The 14968-nt window shown below is 58.1% G+C and carries 15 protein-coding genes; all 15 read right to left on the bottom strand.

The genetic code is table 11. The features are described 5' to 3' along the window. Positions 1 to 30: 30 nt before the first annotated feature. The 15 genes from A2273_11435 to A2273_11365 all read right to left on the bottom strand — a co-directional run bounded on the left by A2273_11435 (position 31) and on the right by A2273_11365 (position 14963). Entirely contained in the window at positions 31 to 282 is a 252-nt protein-coding gene (locus A2273_11435) for a hypothetical protein (protein OGF06170.1), read from the bottom strand. A 1-nt stretch (position 283) separates the two neighbouring features. After that, positions 284 to 511, bottom strand: coding sequence for a hypothetical protein (locus A2273_11430; protein ID OGF06169.1), 228 nt, complete (start codon positions 509 to 511; stop codon positions 284 to 286). Positions 512 to 709: 198 nt separating this feature from the next. Beyond that, on the bottom strand, positions 710 to 1357 hold the full coding sequence (locus tag A2273_11425; protein ID OGF06168.1) for a hypothetical protein: 648 nt from the start codon (positions 1355 to 1357) through the stop codon (positions 710 to 712). Next, positions 1354 to 1803 (bottom strand): ribose 5-phosphate isomerase B, encoded by a 450-nt coding sequence (locus A2273_11420; protein OGF06167.1) that lies wholly within the window; start codon positions 1801 to 1803, stop codon positions 1354 to 1356. Before A2273_11420 ends, A2273_11425 begins: the two co-directional genes overlap by 4 nt. Positions 1804 to 2025: 222 nt before the next feature. Continuing rightward, positions 2026 to 2904: a phosphate butyryltransferase gene (locus tag A2273_11415; GenBank protein ID OGF06166.1), complete on the bottom strand. Its 879-nt coding sequence runs from the start codon at positions 2902 to 2904 to the stop codon at positions 2026 to 2028. Positions 2905 to 2974: 70 nt separating this feature from the next. Next, entirely contained in the window at positions 2975 to 3913 is a 939-nt protein-coding gene (locus A2273_11410; protein OGF06165.1) for a hypothetical protein, read from the bottom strand. Further along, a complete protein-coding gene (locus A2273_11405) occupies positions 3913 to 4809 on the bottom strand; it encodes a phosphate butyryltransferase (protein OGF06164.1) in 897 nt (298 codons plus the stop codon). Before A2273_11405 ends, A2273_11410 begins: the two co-directional genes overlap by 1 nt. A gap of 155 nt (positions 4810 to 4964) precedes the next feature. After that, positions 4965 to 5591, bottom strand: coding sequence for a hypothetical protein (locus tag A2273_11400; GenBank protein ID OGF06163.1), 627 nt, complete (start codon positions 5589 to 5591; stop codon positions 4965 to 4967). Positions 5592 to 5713: 122 nt separating this feature from the next. Next, positions 5714 to 6784, bottom strand: coding sequence for a butyrate kinase (locus A2273_11395; protein ID OGF06162.1), 1071 nt, complete (start codon positions 6782 to 6784; stop codon positions 5714 to 5716). A 50-nt stretch (positions 6785 to 6834) separates the two neighbouring features. Beyond that, complete coding sequence (locus A2273_11390) at positions 6835 to 7203, bottom strand: hypothetical protein (protein ID OGF06161.1); 369 nt, start codon at positions 7201 to 7203, stop codon at positions 6835 to 6837. A gap of 160 nt (positions 7204 to 7363) precedes the next feature. Next, positions 7364 to 8482, bottom strand: coding sequence for a butyrate kinase (locus A2273_11385; GenBank protein OGF06215.1), 1119 nt, complete (start codon positions 8480 to 8482; stop codon positions 7364 to 7366). 279 nt (positions 8483 to 8761) lie between these two features. After that, complete coding sequence (locus tag A2273_11380) at positions 8762 to 9451, bottom strand: hypothetical protein (GenBank protein ID OGF06160.1); 690 nt, start codon at positions 9449 to 9451, stop codon at positions 8762 to 8764. Between the two features lie 132 nt (positions 9452 to 9583). Then, the gene (locus A2273_11375; protein OGF06159.1) at positions 9584 to 11128 is read right to left on the bottom strand and encodes a glutamine-hydrolyzing GMP synthase; all 1545 of its coding nucleotides are present in this window, start codon (positions 11126 to 11128) and stop codon (positions 9584 to 9586) included. 16 nt (positions 11129 to 11144) lie between these two features. Continuing rightward, entirely contained in the window at positions 11145 to 13295 is a 2151-nt protein-coding gene (locus tag A2273_11370; GenBank protein OGF06158.1) for a hypothetical protein, read from the bottom strand. Between the two features lie 108 nt (positions 13296 to 13403). Further along, complete coding sequence (locus A2273_11365) at positions 13404 to 14963, bottom strand: bifunctional phosphoribosylaminoimidazolecarboxamide formyltransferase/IMP cyclohydrolase (protein OGF06214.1); 1560 nt, start codon at positions 14961 to 14963, stop codon at positions 13404 to 13406. Positions 14964 to 14968: the final 5 nt, after the last annotated feature.

Below are 14968 nucleotides of genomic sequence, written 5' to 3'. Positions count from 1 at the left end.
TGAAAGTTTTTATTGACTTGATCAATTTCTTTATTTGGCAATCCCTGTCTTTCGCCCTGTATGCCAGTGCAAGAAAACACCAATTGAAAGTTCTGCGTCCTTTAGAATACGGGTCATAATACCTTTTCCCAGAGTTTCTCCTGCATGGTCCGGCACGGTGGCGGTGCGGCCGTCGGAATGCCTAAAAAACCGGTGGCTTCCCTTTTGCCGCGCCTGTTCAAAACCCTGCGATTGTAAAAACCGAATAATGGTCTTTGCAGTAATGGCTGGTATCCTTGACATGTCAGACAGCAACCTGGACTTGCTGCAAACTGACGAATTTCATAACCGCCGGCTTTTCTTCCCGCAGACAAAGTTCGATAACTTCCTTGATGCGGGGATACAAGTCCTCCAGCTTTTTTGCCTGAGTATAGCAACTTTTTAAGGCCGGAACTGTGGCTACAAAATAACCATCCTCGTCCTGTTCTATCAGGACGCTGAAGTTATATTGCCGGTGTTTATAGTTTTTCACTTTGCCCTCCTGCTTTTGAGAGTGTCACTTTATTCACTCAATAATTGTTTTCTGCTGCCTGTAGAGAAACTCGGTTGCGCAGTTTTATGTGGCGATCAGCTCCAGGCCGTATTCCTGGCGCTTGGTCTCGTCCTGGATGGATTGGAATATCTCGGGGTCCCGGTTTTTGAGGTCGCTCATGGTTATTTCCTTAATATATTACTTCTTTGTTTTCTTCTTTTTAATGCCCGGTTTTTCTGTCACCTTTACGGTATCAGCTTTGGTCGTATCCGGCCGGACCGCCGCATGGCCGGAATTCCCTGCCTGGCCCATGCCCAGCAGCGAATGGATCTTCATCCTGATGCTGTCGCCGTAGGCCGGGATGAACCCGGTGTGGTATTCTTTGAGTATGCCGTCCTTGTCTATCATCACCAGGGTGGGCAGTTCCTTGACCTGGTATTTCTTGGAGGCCACCTCGTACTGGTCCATCAGCACCGGCAGGGAGACCACGTTGTTGAAGACGTAATTCTCCACGGTGTCGCGGGACTGCCCGACGTTGACCAGGTAGAACTTTACCGGAAGCCCGGCCATCTCCGAGGCCAATTGCTGGAGCACCGGGATCTCGGTCTTGCAGTTCTTGCACCAGGAGGTAAAAAAACTGAGGACCACCGCTTCCCGTTCCTGCTTGTGGCGCGGCCCCCGGACCTGCCCGCAATGATCCCGCAGGTAGAAATCCTTTCCGTCCAGCGTTTTCAGGACCACGATCGGGGCCGGCTGGCCGCATAGGCCGGGGTCGGCCGTCCCGGCCGTCAGGGACGATGCCATGATAACCATCAATAAAAGACCGCAGGCTGCAATGCGCGTCATTTGGAATGATCCTCCTCGTATTTTGTGATCTTGTCCAGGCGCCGCTGGTGGCGGCCCCCCTCGTACTCGGTCTCCAGCCACACCTTGACCATCTTGGGGACCATCTGGAGGTCCACGAAATCGGCCGGCAGCACCAGGATGTTGGCATTGTTGTGCTGGCGCGACAGCCGGGCCATATCGGGGGTGAGGGCCAGCGCCGCCCGGATGCCCTTGACCTTGTTGGCCGCCATGGCCATGCCGTTGCCGGTGCTGCAAATCAGGATGCCCTTGTCGGCCTGGCCGCTAGCCACCGCTTGGGCCACCGGGAAGGCGTGATCGGGAAAATCGCACGATTCCGCGCTCTTGGTGCCCAGATCGGAGAACTCTATATTGTCGGGGGAAAAGGTGCTCTTGATCTGTTCCTTCAAGAGATAGCCCCTATGGTCGGACCCGATGGCAACTTTCATATAACAGCCTTTGTTGGGTTAAGAATAAATTATCACTGGTATAAAGTCAATAACCCTGGAGATGTCTGCTTGCCAGAATGCGCAATCTTTGAGAAACAAGCAGACAAACACCGCTTGATGATTGAACCATTTTAAACATCTTTGAGACCACCTGCCGGACAGTCTTAACATCGCCCGGCTTTTATCATTGATCCTCAAACATTGTCTGACAAGCCGGCCCGGCTATTTGGCCATCAGCACCGAAAGGATTATCGACATGAACTTGGTGTCGTCGGAATCGGTGCGCGAGGTCAGGACCACCGGAGCGCTGGTGCCGATCACCATGGCCGCCAGTTCGGCCTTGGCCAGCTGGGTCAGGGTCTTGTACAGGATGTTGCCGGCCTGGATATCGGGGGTCAGCAGAATATCGGCATACCCGGCCACCGGGGATTTAAGCCCCTTGCCTGCCGCGGATTCCGGGCTGACCGCCGCGTCCATGGACAGCGGGCCGTCCACTATGCAGCCCTTGATCTGGCCCCGGTCGGCCATCTTGGCCAGCTGGGCCGCCTCCAGGCTGCAGGGCCATTTGGGATTGACCTTCTCGGTGGCGGTGAGCACCGCCACCTTGGGGGTTTCGACCCCCAATTTTCTGGCCACCGCCACGGCGTGGTTGATCATGTCCACCTTCTGGCCGAAATCAGGATACGGTATCTGGGCGGCGTCGGTAAGTATCAGCAGACGGGGGTAGTTGGGTACCTCGAACACTGCCACGTGGGAGACCGTGGCCCCGGTGGTCAGGCCGGTTTCCTTGTTCAGGTAGGCCCGGGCGTAGATCGCAGTGTCTATCAGCCCCTTCATCAGCACGTCGGCCTCCCCCTTCTTGACCATCTCCACCGCCTGGGTGGCCGCTTTTTTATAATCGGTCTGGTCTATCAAGGTGAATATCCTGGGATCGATGTTGTTCTCTTTGGCCAAAGCTTCGGTCTTCTTCTGGTCGCCGATCAGAATGGCCTGAGCCAGTTTCTCATTGACCGCCCGGGCCAGGGCTCCGATGATGTCCGGGTCCTGCCCGCAGGCCACCGCCACTTTCTTGAGGGGTCCGCCTTTTACCAGTTCCGCCATCTGCTTCAATGATGTCACTTGTGCCACTTTTTACTCTCCGATTTTTATATTTTATGTATTTTGGTTGTTTTTAACTCAAGTAAACGGCGTTGCGGCCGCCCTGCTTGGCCCGGTACAGGGCCTTGTCGGCCCGGTCTATCAGGGACACCATCGATTCGTCCCGGTTCAGCTCGGCCACCCCCAGGCTGATGGTGACCTTGAAAGGCCACAGCTTCTCCCGATGGATCAGCCTCCACCTTTCGATGGAGAGGCGTAGCCTCTCGGCTATCTCCACCGCGATCTCGGCCTTGGTCTGGGGCAGCATGATCAGGAACTCCTCGCCGCCGTAGCGGGCCGCCCGGTCGTACTCCCGGATCCCGGCCTGCAGGTGCCGGGAGACCCCTTTTAAAACCTCGTCCCCCACCGGATGGCCGTACTGGTCGTTGATGTTCTTGAAATAATCCAGGTCGCAGAAGATCAGCGACAGCGGCAGGCCCAGCCGCCGGGATTTTTTCAGCTCCAGGTCCAGCTCCATCTCTATCTTGCGGCGGTTCAGCAGCTCGGTCAGGGGGTCCATGGCGGCCAGCTTGGACAGCAGCTCCGAGGCCTTGGCCTCCTCCTCGTAGATGCTGGCGTCCCGGAATATCTGCGCCGCCCCCAGGCGCCGGCCGGCGGGATCATTGATGGGCGAGGAGACCACGTCCACCGGCACCCGGCGTCCGTCCTTGTGCTTCAGGTAGACCCGGGTCTGTCCGGTGGCCTGCCCGTGGTTGACCGCCCGGCTCAAGGGGCACAGCGGGCCGCACATCCCCCGGCCCCCGGTGTCGATGTGGCATAACAGATCATCGGAACAGCGAAAATTCAACACGTCCTTCAACTGGTAACCGGAGATGTTTTCGGCCCCCTTGTTCCAATAGGTGATCCGCCGGTCGTTGTCCACAAAATAGACCCCGTCATAGGTCTGGTCCAGAATGGCCTGATAGGTCTGGCAGGGCAGTCCCGGGGGATTATTTTCGGCTGGGGCGGCCATCAGCAGCTGACCACTCCCAGGGCGATGGAGTTCAGCTTCTGCTGCTTGGAGTCGGCCCGGGAGAGCATCACCACCGGCTTGGCCGCCCCGGCGATGATCCCGGCGGCCTGGGCCCCGCCCAGGTAGATCAAGCCTTTGACCAGCATGTTGCCGGAGGCGATCTCCGGCGTCAGAAAGATGTCCGCCTCGCCGGCCACCTGGCTCTTTATCTTTTTGTGGGCGGCGGCCTCGGCCGAGACCGCCAGGTCCAGGGCCAGCGGGCCGTCCACCAGGCAGCCCTTGATCTGCCCCCGGTCGGCCATCTTGGCCAGGTGCGAGGCGTCTATGGTGTCCGGCATCTCCGGGTTGAGCACTTCGATGGCGGCCAGCACCGCCACCTTGGGCTTCTCCACCCCCAGCTTGTGGGCTATGGCCACCGCATTGTTGATGATGTCCACCTTGGCCATCAGGTCGGGCTTGACGTTCATGCCTCCGTCGCTGACCAGGATCAGCTTGGGATAGGACGAAGATTCCATCACCGCCACGTGCGACAGCAGGCGCCCGGTGCGCAGGCCGACCTCCTTGTCCAGCACCGCCTTCAGGAAGGTGGAGGTGGCCACCAGGCCCTTCATCAAAAAATCGGCCTTCCCGCTGGAGACGGCAGCCACCGCGGCCTTGGAGGCCTGGGCCATGTCCTTGATGTCATGGATCTCCCAGCCCTTGATGTTAACGCCCGCCTTCTGGGCGGCCTGCTCGATGGCGGCCTTATCGCCGAACAATATGGGGGTGGCGATCTTCTCTTTGGCGGCTTCGCTCAATGCTTCCAGCACCACCTCGTCCTGGGCCACCGCCACCGCCACTTTTTTGGGCCCGCTGGCCTGGGCCTGTTTCATCAGATCGGAAAAGGATTTGATCATGTATGCTCCTGTATTATTGCTAACATGTCATTCCTGCGAAGGCAGGAATCTTATTCTTTCGTGTCATTCCAGCGAAAGCTGGAATCCACGGCTCATTTTACGTAACCATTATGGTCATTCCTGCGAAGGCAGGAATCCATTTTATTTCAATACTTCTATCTAAGTTTAAACGTTATCGGCCACATTACCCAAACCCTTGTGGGCTTATTGTCTTTACCGATCGCCGAACTATATTTTAAAGAATACCCCGATTTCATGGCTTCATAATCCAGACAAAAAGCCCCGCTGCTTTTCGCCACAACTCCATCCGTAATAGAACCATCAATATCTATCAATAATTGCAAATAAACTTTTCCTTCCACGCCATTTGCCTTTGCCAAACTGGGATAGTATGCGTTCTGTTTATCTTTGATCTCCGGCGGGACTTTAAATTCTACGAACTCATTCCGCCGGGGAATATCCCTTGATTCTTCAACAATAGGATCTGTATTCAGTGAATCATTCTTAGCCTTGAGCGCGATCTTTCCCACCAGCCGCTTTCCGTTTTCGATCGTCATTTCAGTCAGCAGCGAGTCATAACCCTGATGCTTAAGCTTCAATTCATAGGTGCCAGGAACAACCTTGACTGGGCAGAACGGCGTCTTGCCGAAATAATATCCGTCAATGTAAACATCGGCGCTGTCGGGCACAGAGGTGATCACTGCCGATCCGAACTCCTGCCCGAAAACCGGAGAGATGAATAGACCCGTAAGCCAAAAATAGACAAATATTTTATTTATCATTGCCTTCCAGGGCGATTCGCGAATCGCCCCCTACAATATCGTTCTTTTTTCCCTCTCCCTTTGGGGGAGAGCCTGCACTGAGATAAATTTTATTTTGCCTTATGAAGTGGGCTGGGGAGGGGTCAGTTATATTCCCGGGCCTGCTCCTCGCCCTTCAGTATCCTCATCCCGGCCTCGGCCAGGGCCGTCATCTCGTCCTCGCCGGGGTAGACCAGGACCTCGGCGATCCAGGCCACCCGCTCCTTGATCCACTCGATGAATTCCGGGAAGTAGGCGAAGGAACCCGTCAGCACGACGGCGTCCACCTTGCCGTTCACCACCGTGGCCATCTCGCCGATGCACTTGGAGACCTGGTAGGCCATGGCCTGGATGATCAGGGTGGTCTTGGCATCGCCTTCCTTGACCCGCTTCTCCATTTCCCTTCCGTCGTTGGTGTCCAGATGTGAAACGCAGCCGCCCTGGCCGGCCAGCTTTTTCATCATCTCGGCCTGGGTGTATCTGCCGGAGAAGCACATCTTCACCAGGTCGCCGGTGGGCAGGCCGCCGGAGCGCTCCGGTGCGAACGGCCCGTCGCCGGTCAGGGCGTTGTTGACGTCCACCACTTTCCCCTTTTCATGGATGCCCACCGAGATGCCCCCGCCCAGGTGCACCATCACCAGATTCAGCTCCTCATATCTTTTGCCCAGGTCCTTCGAGGCCCGGCGGGCCACCGCCTTCTGGTTGAGGGCATGGAAGATGCTGACCCGGGGGATCTCCGGCAGGCCGGAATAGCGGGCCAGGGGGTTCAGTTCATCCACCACCACCGGGTCGACGATATAGGCCTTGACCCCGGCATCGCGGGCGATGTCATCGGCGATCAGGCAGCCCAGGTTGGAGGCATGGTCGCCTCCGGTGCCGGCCAGGATATAATCCTTCATGGGCTGGCTGACGGCATAGGTGCCCGAGGGAATGGGCTTGAAAAGCCCGCCCCGCCCGATGACCGCATGGAGTTCTTTGACATTGATGCCGGCCTTGCCCAGCACCTCCTCTATGACCTTCTTGCGGAAATCGTACTGGTCGGTGATGCGCTTGAAGGGGGCCAGCTCCTCGGCGGAATGGCTCAGGGTCTGTTTGAAGGTCGGCTTGTCGTCCTCAAAGACCGCTATCTTGGTCGAGGTCGAGCCGGGATTGATGGCCAAAACTTTGAAGGGCAATGATGGTTCCTCCGGAAATTTTGATATTTGATATTAATATTTTACCTTCCCTATCCCAGCAGCCACTGCTCGGCCTCGCCCTGGTCCTCGAACACCCTCAGCAGGAACCCCCGGTTAAGGCTGACCGTCTCCACGAACTGGTGGTCCTGTTTCTTGGGATCGTCCTTGGTTATCAGGGTGGCTATCTTGGTGCGGCTGGTGAAATACTTGTTGTGCGACTGGGCGAACTCGTACCGCTCCATGGTGGTGGTGGTCAGATCGATGTTCCGCATGTCCACCAGGATCCTGGGTGATTCATGGCCCTGCACCATTTTCAGGGCCTCCAGCCGGGCATTCCACAGGTCATCCTTGTCCACATGTTCTGAATGTTTGATTACCACCAGGTTCCTTTCCAGGTCCTGCTTGACATCGTGAGCCATGTTGATGAGACCCCCTTTTGAGTTAATGTTTTTAAGCCTACTGCTGCCATTATGAACCCTGTGTTGTGACCCTAACTATCCCTCGCCAAATTTATTTGGAGAGAGCCTGCATTGAGTATGGTGAATTATTATGCTGCCGAAGTGGACAGGAGGGTGAGGTCTAATATTCTCTAGCCTTTTCGTCTCCTCTTAAAACCCTTAAGGCCCCGGCGGCCAGGGCCGGCATCTCGTCCTCGCCGGGATAGACCAGGAACCTGGGGCTGATGAACAACACCCGTTCCTTTATCCAGTCGGTGAAGATCTCATTGAAGGCCACTCCCCCGGTGACCACGATGGCGTCAACCCGCCCTTTAAGCGCCGTGGCGCAGGCCCCGATCTCCTTGGCTATCTGATAGGCCATGGCCCTGAAGACCTCCTCGGCCTGCTGGTCCCCGGCCAGCACCCGGTCCTTGACCTGGTTGGCCATGTTGGTCCCCAGATAGGCCGACAGGCCCCCGCTGCGGGTAAGCTTTTTCTTGATCTCGTCAACGGTGTATTTGCCGGAGAAACACATCTTGACCAGGGCTCCGGTGGGCACCCCGCCGGCCCTCTCCGGGGAGAACGGCCCGCCTTCGTTGGCATTATTTACATCTATGAATTTCCCGTGATCCAGCGGGGAGATGGAGATCCCTCCCCCCAGATGGGCCACGATCAGGTTGACCTCGGCCAGTTTCTTCTTCAGTTCCTGGCAGGCCTGCAGGGCCGCCATCCGCATGTTCAGGGCGTGCAACAATGACTTGCGCTCGATCTCGGCCAGGCCGGAGATCCGGGCCAGCGGATCGAACTCGTCCACCGAGACGGCGTCCACTATAAAGGCCCGGCAGCCGGCCTGCTCGGCGATCTCCTTGGCTATGAAGGCCCCCACGTTGGAGATGTGTTCGCCCCGCCTGGCCTCCTTGAGGTCGTCCAGCATGGACTGGTTTATGTGATAGGTGCCCGAGGAGATGGGCTTTAACAGCCCGCCCCGGTCCACCACCGCGGAAAGTTCTCTGACGCCGATCTTATTGCGCGACAGAAAATCCAGCACCACCGCCTTGCGCATGGGGTACTGGTCCACTATCCGGGGAAATTTCTCTATCTCGGATTTATCGTGCCCGATGGATTCGGCCACCAGCTGTTTTGAGCCCCGGTAGACCGCCACCTTGGTGGAGGTGGAGCCCGGGTTGAGCACCAGTATCAAAAAATCTTTTGCGGCCCTATCTGACTTAGGGACCTTTTTTACCGACGGTGATTTTTTTATTGCCTTACTGGCGACGGTTGCCTTCTTTTTTGTTTTTTTCCGCGGAGCCGCCTGGGCCTTAAGCGGTTTTCTGACGGCCTTCCTTTTGGGAGGGGATTTTTTTACCGCTTTGACCTGAACTTTTTTCTTTTTGGCTATGGTCTTTTTGACAGCCTTCTTTTTGCCCGGCTTTTTCTTGACCATGGATATTCTCCTTAACAATGACCGTATATTTTACGTTTTAAAATGACACGCTTTGTCATTCCCATGCATATGGGAATCCAGGCTCAGAAAGGCGATCTAGACCAACAGCTTCTTCAGCTCCGGATTCTCCCACAATGATTTGAAATCCTCGTCCTGGGTAACGTTCTCCTTGTAATCCTCGTCGTTCTCGATGGCCTTGGCCAGGCTCTGCAGGGAAGCATTGACATCCCCCTTGAACAGCTGGACCCGGGCCAGCTCGTACCAGGCATCGGCATCATCGGAGTATATCACCAGGGATTTTTTAAGGGCCACCATGGCCTCGTCGTATTTCTGCATCCGGCGCAAAGTGACGCCCTTGCTGTACCAGGCGTCGTTGTACTCGGCGTCCAGCTTGATGGCCTGGTCGAATATTTTGACCGCCTCGTCAAAGCGCCCCAGGTCACGCACCGCCAGCCCCTTGTTGTACCAGGCGGCGATCATCTTGGGGTCCAGGCTGATGGCCTTGTCCAGGGCTGCCTCCGCCTCCTGGTCGCTGTCCAGCACCCCAAGCACAATGCCCTTGTTGCACCAGGCCTTGGCAAAATCGGGCCTTAGGGTGATGGCCTGATCGTAGGCCTTGATGGCCTGGTCGAAGCTCTCCATCCGGCTCAGGATGCGGGCCTTGCTGAACCAGGCCTCGGCGTTGTCCGGCTCGGCCTGCAGGGCGCTCTCGAAGGCGTTCAGGGCCTGGTCCAGATGGCCGTGCTTCTCCAGCTTGTTCCCCAGATCGATGTAATCTTCTGACATAATAATCCCAGTTTTAATTTGCGTTATGACCGATTTACCTCTCCAGCCTGATTGGGCCGGAAGTGTCCGTGGATATCCTTACGATCCAATGTCCATCCCCCGTCATCTAATATCGATCCACTGATCACCAGATCATTCCCACTCGATGGTGGCCGGCGGCTTGTTGGAGATGTCGTAGACCACCCGGTTGATGCCCTTGACCTCGTTGACGATCCGGTTGGAGACCCGGGCCAGAAGATCTTCCGGCAGCCGGGTCCATTCGGCGGTCATGAAGTCGGTGGTGTTGACCGCCCGCAGGGCCAGCACGTTCTGGTAGGTCCGTTCGTCGCCCATCACCCCCACCGCCCGGATCGGCAGCAGCACCGCCAGGGCCTGGGAGATGCGGTCGTACCATCCGGCGTTTCTGATCTCCTCGATGAAGATGCGGTCGGCCGCCCGCAGGGTGTCGCAGCGTTCCTTGTTTACCTCCCCCAGAACCCGCACCGCCAGGCCGGGTCCCGGGAAGGGGTGGCGCATCACCATCTCCCGGGGCAGCCCCAGGGACAGCCCCACCTGCCTGACCTCGTCCTTAAAAAGTTCCCGCAGGGGCTCGATCAGCTTAAGGTTGCGCATGTTCTTGGGAAGCCCGCCCACATTGTGATGGCTCTTGATGGTGGCCGAGGGACCCTTGAAGGAGACCGACTCGATCACATCGGGATAGATGGTGCCCTGGGCCAGAAAGCCCACTTTGCCGATCTTTTTGGCCGCTCCGGCGAATATCTCTATGAATTCCCTTCCGATTATCTTCCGCTTTTTTTCGGGATCCTGAACATTCTTCAGTTTGCTGTAGAATCTTTTGGAGGCGTCCACGGTCATCAACGGTATCCGGAACTGCTTTTTGAAGACCTTCTCCACCTCCTGGCGTTCGTTCATCCTCAGCAGGCCGTTGTCCACGAAGATGCAGTGCAATTGATTTCCCAGGGCCCGGGAGATCAGCACCGCCGCCACCGAGGAATCCACCCCGCCGGAAAGGCCCAGCACCACTTTGGCCTTGCCGGCCTGCACCTGGATGCTTTGGACCGATTGTTCGATGATGGAGTCCATGGTCCAGTCGCCCTTGCAGCCGCAGACCTTGAATAAAAAGCCGGACAGCATCTTGTGGCCGTTCAGGGTGTGGGCCACTTCGGGATGGAACTGAAGCCCGTAGATCCGGCGCTTCTTGTCGGCCATGGCCGCTATCCGGCAGCTGTCGGTGGAGGCGATGGTCTCGAAGCCCGCCGGGGCCTTGAGCACGCTGTCCCCATGGCTCATCCACACCTGGGTGGCGTCCGGCATCCCGGAGAACAGCCAGCCGGCCGAATCATTGCGGGCCAGTTTTAAAATGGCGTGGCCGTATTCCCGCTCCCGGCTTCGCTGCACCTTCCCCCCCAGCAGCAGGGCGGTCAGCTGCATGCCGTAGCAGATGCCCAGGATGGGTATTCCGGCGGAGAATATTCCGGCGTCGATGGTGGGGGCGTTCTTGTCGAACAGGCTGGATGGCCCGCCGGACAGGATCAGCCCGCTGGGATTCCCCGCCAGGATTTTTTCGGTCCCGGCATTGCAGGGGATGATCTGGCAATAGACCTTCTGCTCCCTGACCTTGCGGGCGATCAGCTGGGTATACTGCGAGCCGAAATCTATGATGTTTATCCTGTCCAAAAGGCCCTCCGATAATTTACTGTTGCGGTTTCATTTTCTTGAGCAGCCCCGCCAGGGCGTCCTGGGCGGTCCGGGCCAGATCCGGGTCGCGGTCCTTGGACGCCTTCATCAGGAAACCGGCCGAGCTCTTCAGCTCTATCTGCCCCAGGGAGACCAGGATCTGTCTTTTGACCTCCGGCGTCTCCCCCCGGCTCAGCAGGTCGCGTTTGGCATATAGCTCGGTCATGGCGTCCACCGAGGCCTCGTCTCCCACCTTGGCCAGGTACTCGATGGCCAGCTTTTTGACCTCGGGCTCCTTGTCGCCCAGGGCCCGGATCAGCCAGGCTTCGGAATCCTTGCCGCTGATCTTGTAGATGGCCTTCAGCGCCTCGAGCCGCACCCGGACATCCTTGTCGTCGAGAGACTCTCCCAGATGGGGGACGGAGTCTTCGGTGCCCATCAGGGCCAGCAACACCGCCATGTTGCGGCGCACGAACCAGCGATCCTCCCCCAAAGCCTTGATGGCCAGGGATTCCACGCCCTGCCCGATCTTGTTGAGCACATACATGCACTTGAGCCGCATGTTGCTGTCCTCGCTCTCCTTGACCGTATCCATAAGATAGGGCAGGGCCTTTTCCTTGATGCCGGACAGGGCGCTGGCGGCGGCCTCCAGAATGGGATCCTTCAAAAGGCCCAGTATCAGGGAACGGATGGCCGCCTCGTCTCCGATCAGCGCCAGGATCTTTATCATGTCCCTGGCCACCGGCTTATCGGCCATCAGCAGCATGATGTCGGAGATATCCTTGCTGATGCGGGAGACCAGGGACTGGTGCCGGGTGTTCTTGATCTGGTCCGCCATCAGCTGGATCACCGCCAGAGCCTGCTGATATATCCTGATTTCGCTCTCCTGGCGCAGCCGGCTGGTGATATTGTCTATCACCAGCTCCACCAGGTCGAAACGCTCGATGGACAGCAGGTCGTTCTCCAGCAGCATCATTTTTTCCAGAGCACTTTCCCTGACCCCGGGATCGGCCCCGCCCAGCAGTTTCAAAAAACCCTCCAGGGCCGGTTTGCAGTTCTCGTCGCGCCTTATTATCCAGCGCAGGGTTTTCACCTCGTCCTCCGAGGCCATCTCGGCCGCCGGGCGGGAGGATATGTCAGCCAGATATCTCTCCAATACCGGCTGGGTGGATGATATCTGCCCGAAGACAAAAGCGCAATCCTCGGCGCTCAATCCGTAATACTGCAGCTTGGCCTGGACCAGCGGCAAAAGGGTCTGCTTGCGGAAATTGTCGGCCGGGATGGAGGCCACCATCCCCCGCAGTTTTTCGGCCAGCACCACCGGGTCGTTCTTGGTCTCCAGGGCCAGCACCTCGGTCTTGTCGATGATCAGCTTGGCCAGCTCCTGGTCGGAATACTTGGTCAGCAGCTCCCGCACCACGTCGGACCACTCCGGATTGTCCAGCTTTACCTGGGCCACCATCTGGCTGCTGCGCTGATCCAGGCCCCCTATGACATTGGCCATCATCGAGGCATATTCCCCGCCGCCCTGGGTCTTGGCCATCAGGGCCAGCCGGTCCAGGTCGCTCACCAGTTTCTCCTGGCCCTCCGGGGTGTCGGCCATGGCCAGGGCCCCCTTCAAGAGCATCTCGGTCACCATGGTAGGGTCGCTTTTAAGCATGGCTATTATCTGCTCCGGCAGCAGGCTTTCCAGGGCGGCCCCGCCGCCCGGGCTGCCGCCGGACCCCGAACCTCCGCCGTAGGAGATCCCAGTGGCGACTATGTTGGAGATGCCCCGCAGGGCCAGGGCCGCCGCCAGCCCCCCTTTGGCCTTTACCTGATCCACATCCATGGCCATGGTCTCAAAAAATCCCTGAAGCTGGTCGCGGTCCAGGCCCTGTTTAAAGGTCAGCTGGCCCACGCTGCGTTTTCCCAGCTCGGAGATGAAATTGGCGAACACCTCCTTGCGGGAATCGGGCACCGGATTATCGTTCAGCAGCAGGATGTTCCCGGCCAGGCTGAAGCTCAGAAAGCTGTCGGTGCCCATGGCCTCCTTGATCAGCTGGAGACTGGCCTCGAACAGTTTCTGGGAGGTGGGGTGGCTGGCCGGATACATCTTCAGATTGCGCAGGGAGCCGGTCAGCTGGCCCACCAGCCTGGTCATCAGCATGGGAGATATGTTGGCCATGATTTTCTCTATCCCTTTTTAATAATGAACCCGGGGAATCCAGAAAATATTATGAATCTATTGCCCATCGGAAATTTTCCTGGTGTCATGATTTCCTTATGAAATCCTCTAGTGCCTGAAATGCCGGTGGCCGGTGAGCAGCATGGTGATATTCAGCTCCTGGGCCTTCTGGATGACCTCCGCATCCTTGACCGAGCCGCCCGGCTGGATGATGGCCGCGATCCCCCCGGCCGCCGCCTCTTCGATGTTGTCGTGGAACGGGAAGAAGCCGTCGGAGGCCAGCACCGACCCTATGGCCCGGTCCCCGGCCTGCCTCAGGGCCAGCCGGACCGAGGCCAGCCGGTTCATCTGCCCGGCCCCGGCCCCTATCAACTGCTGGTCCTTGGCAATGGCGATGGCATTGGATTTTAAATGCTTCACCACCCGGTAGGCGAAGGTCAGGTCCGTCATCAGATCTTCGGTGGGGGCCGGGCCGGAGACATGCTGCAGGATCTTCTCATCCAGCACCATATCGTCGGGCCGCTGGATAAGGTATCCTCCGGCCGCCGATCTGGCCAGCCGCCCCGATCTGACGGCGTCCTTGTCCATCTTGACCAGCCGGACATTCTGGCCCCAGCCCTTGCGTCCGGCGAAGATGTCCTTGACCCCGGGGTCGAAATCCGGCGCGGCGATCACCTCGTAGAAACTTCCCGGGGCCGCGATCTGCAGGGCGGTCTCGGTATCCAGCGGCCGGTTGAAGCTGATGATCCCGCCGAACCGCGAGATGGGCTCGGGCGGCAGCTCGCCCTGGCTGGCCAGCACATAGGCCTGGACCAGGGTCCCGGCGGTGGCGCAGCCGCAGGGATTGGTGTGCTTGATGATGGCGCAGGACGGTTTTTTGAATTCCTGGATCAGCTCCCAGGCCGCCGACAGGTCCAGGATATTGTTATACGAGATCTCCTTGCCGTGTATCTGCTGGAAAGGAATTTGGGCTCCGGAAGGGATATAGAACCCGGCCTTCTGGTGGGGGTTCTCGCCGTATCTGAGCCCTATGGCTTTGTCGAGGGAAAGGTTGATGCCGACAGGCAATTCCTGGCCGCCCGCGATGCGTTGGGAGAAATAATTGTTTATGGCCAGGTCGTACCGGCCGGTAAGTTCGAAAGCCAAAACGGCCAGTTTTTTCCTGGTCTCCAGCGACACTTCTTTGTATTGCTTGATCTCGTCCAGCAACGGCTGGTATTGTTCCGGCGAGGTCAGCACCGCCACCGCCTGGTAGTTCTTGGCCGCCGCCCGGATCAGCGAGGGCCCGCCGATGTCGATGTTCTCGATGGCCTGCTCCTCGGTGACCCCGGGCTTGGCCACCGTCTGCTCAAAGGGGTACAGGTTGACCGCCACCAGGTCGATGGGGGCGATGTCGTTCTGCCTGAGTTTCTCCATGTGGGCCGGGATGTGGCGGCAGGCCAGGATCCCGGCATGGATCCGGGGATGCAGGGTCTTGACCCGTCCATCCAGCATCTCGGGGAACCCGGTGACGTCGGAGACGTCTATCACATCGATCCCCTTCTCCCGCAGATGCCTGGCTGTCCCGCCGCTGGAGACAATCTCGTAGCCCTGGGCGGCCAGCTCCCGGGCGAACTTATCAATCCCGGTCTTATCGAAGACGCTTATCAGGGCGCGTTTTATCTGCATGGTGT

It is taken from the genome of Candidatus Edwardsbacteria bacterium RifOxyA12_full_54_48, from assembly GCA_001777915.1.
Classification (GTDB): domain Bacteria; phylum Edwardsbacteria; class AC1; order AC1; family EtOH8; genus UBA2226.
The sequence above is the reverse complement of the archived record's forward strand: the minus strand, read 5'-3'. Positions and strand labels throughout refer to the sequence as shown.

Bases quoted from the DNA above. Each gene is read 5' to 3' on its own strand.
- A2273_11390 (OGF06161.1), bottom strand. From the start codon at position 7,203: ATGGCTCACGATGTCAAGCAGGACCTGGAAAGGAACCTGGTGGTAATC.
- A2273_11405 (OGF06164.1), bottom strand. From the start codon at position 4,809: ATGATCAAATCCTTTTCCGATCTGATGAAACAGGCCCAGGCCAGCGGG.
- A2273_11365 (OGF06214.1), bottom strand. From the start codon at position 14,963: ATGCAGATAAAACGCGCCCTGATAAGCGTCTTCGATAAGACCGGGATT.
- A2273_11415 (OGF06166.1), bottom strand. From the start codon at position 2,904: ATGGCGGAACTGGTAAAAGGCGGACCCCTCAAGAAAGTGGCGGTGGCC.
- A2273_11420 (OGF06167.1), bottom strand. From the start codon at position 1,803: ATGAAAGTTGCCATCGGGTCCGACCATAGGGGCTATCTCTTGAAGGAA.
- A2273_11410 (OGF06165.1), bottom strand. From the start codon at position 3,913: ATGGCCGCCCCAGCCGAAAATAATCCCCCGGGACTGCCCTGCCAGACC.
- A2273_11425 (OGF06168.1), bottom strand. From the start codon at position 1,357: ATGACGCGCATTGCAGCCTGCGGTCTTTTATTGATGGTTATCATGGCA.
- A2273_11435 (OGF06170.1), bottom strand. From the start codon at position 282: ATGTCAAGGATACCAGCCATTACTGCAAAGACCATTATTCGGTTTTTA.
- A2273_11400 (OGF06163.1), bottom strand. From the start codon at position 5,591: ATGATAAATAAAATATTTGTCTATTTTTGGCTTACGGGTCTATTCATC.
- A2273_11370 (OGF06158.1), bottom strand. From the start codon at position 13,295: ATGGCCAACATATCTCCCATGCTGATGACCAGGCTGGTGGGCCAGCTG.
- A2273_11380 (OGF06160.1), bottom strand. From the start codon at position 9,451: ATGTCAGAAGATTACATCGATCTGGGGAACAAGCTGGAGAAGCACGGC.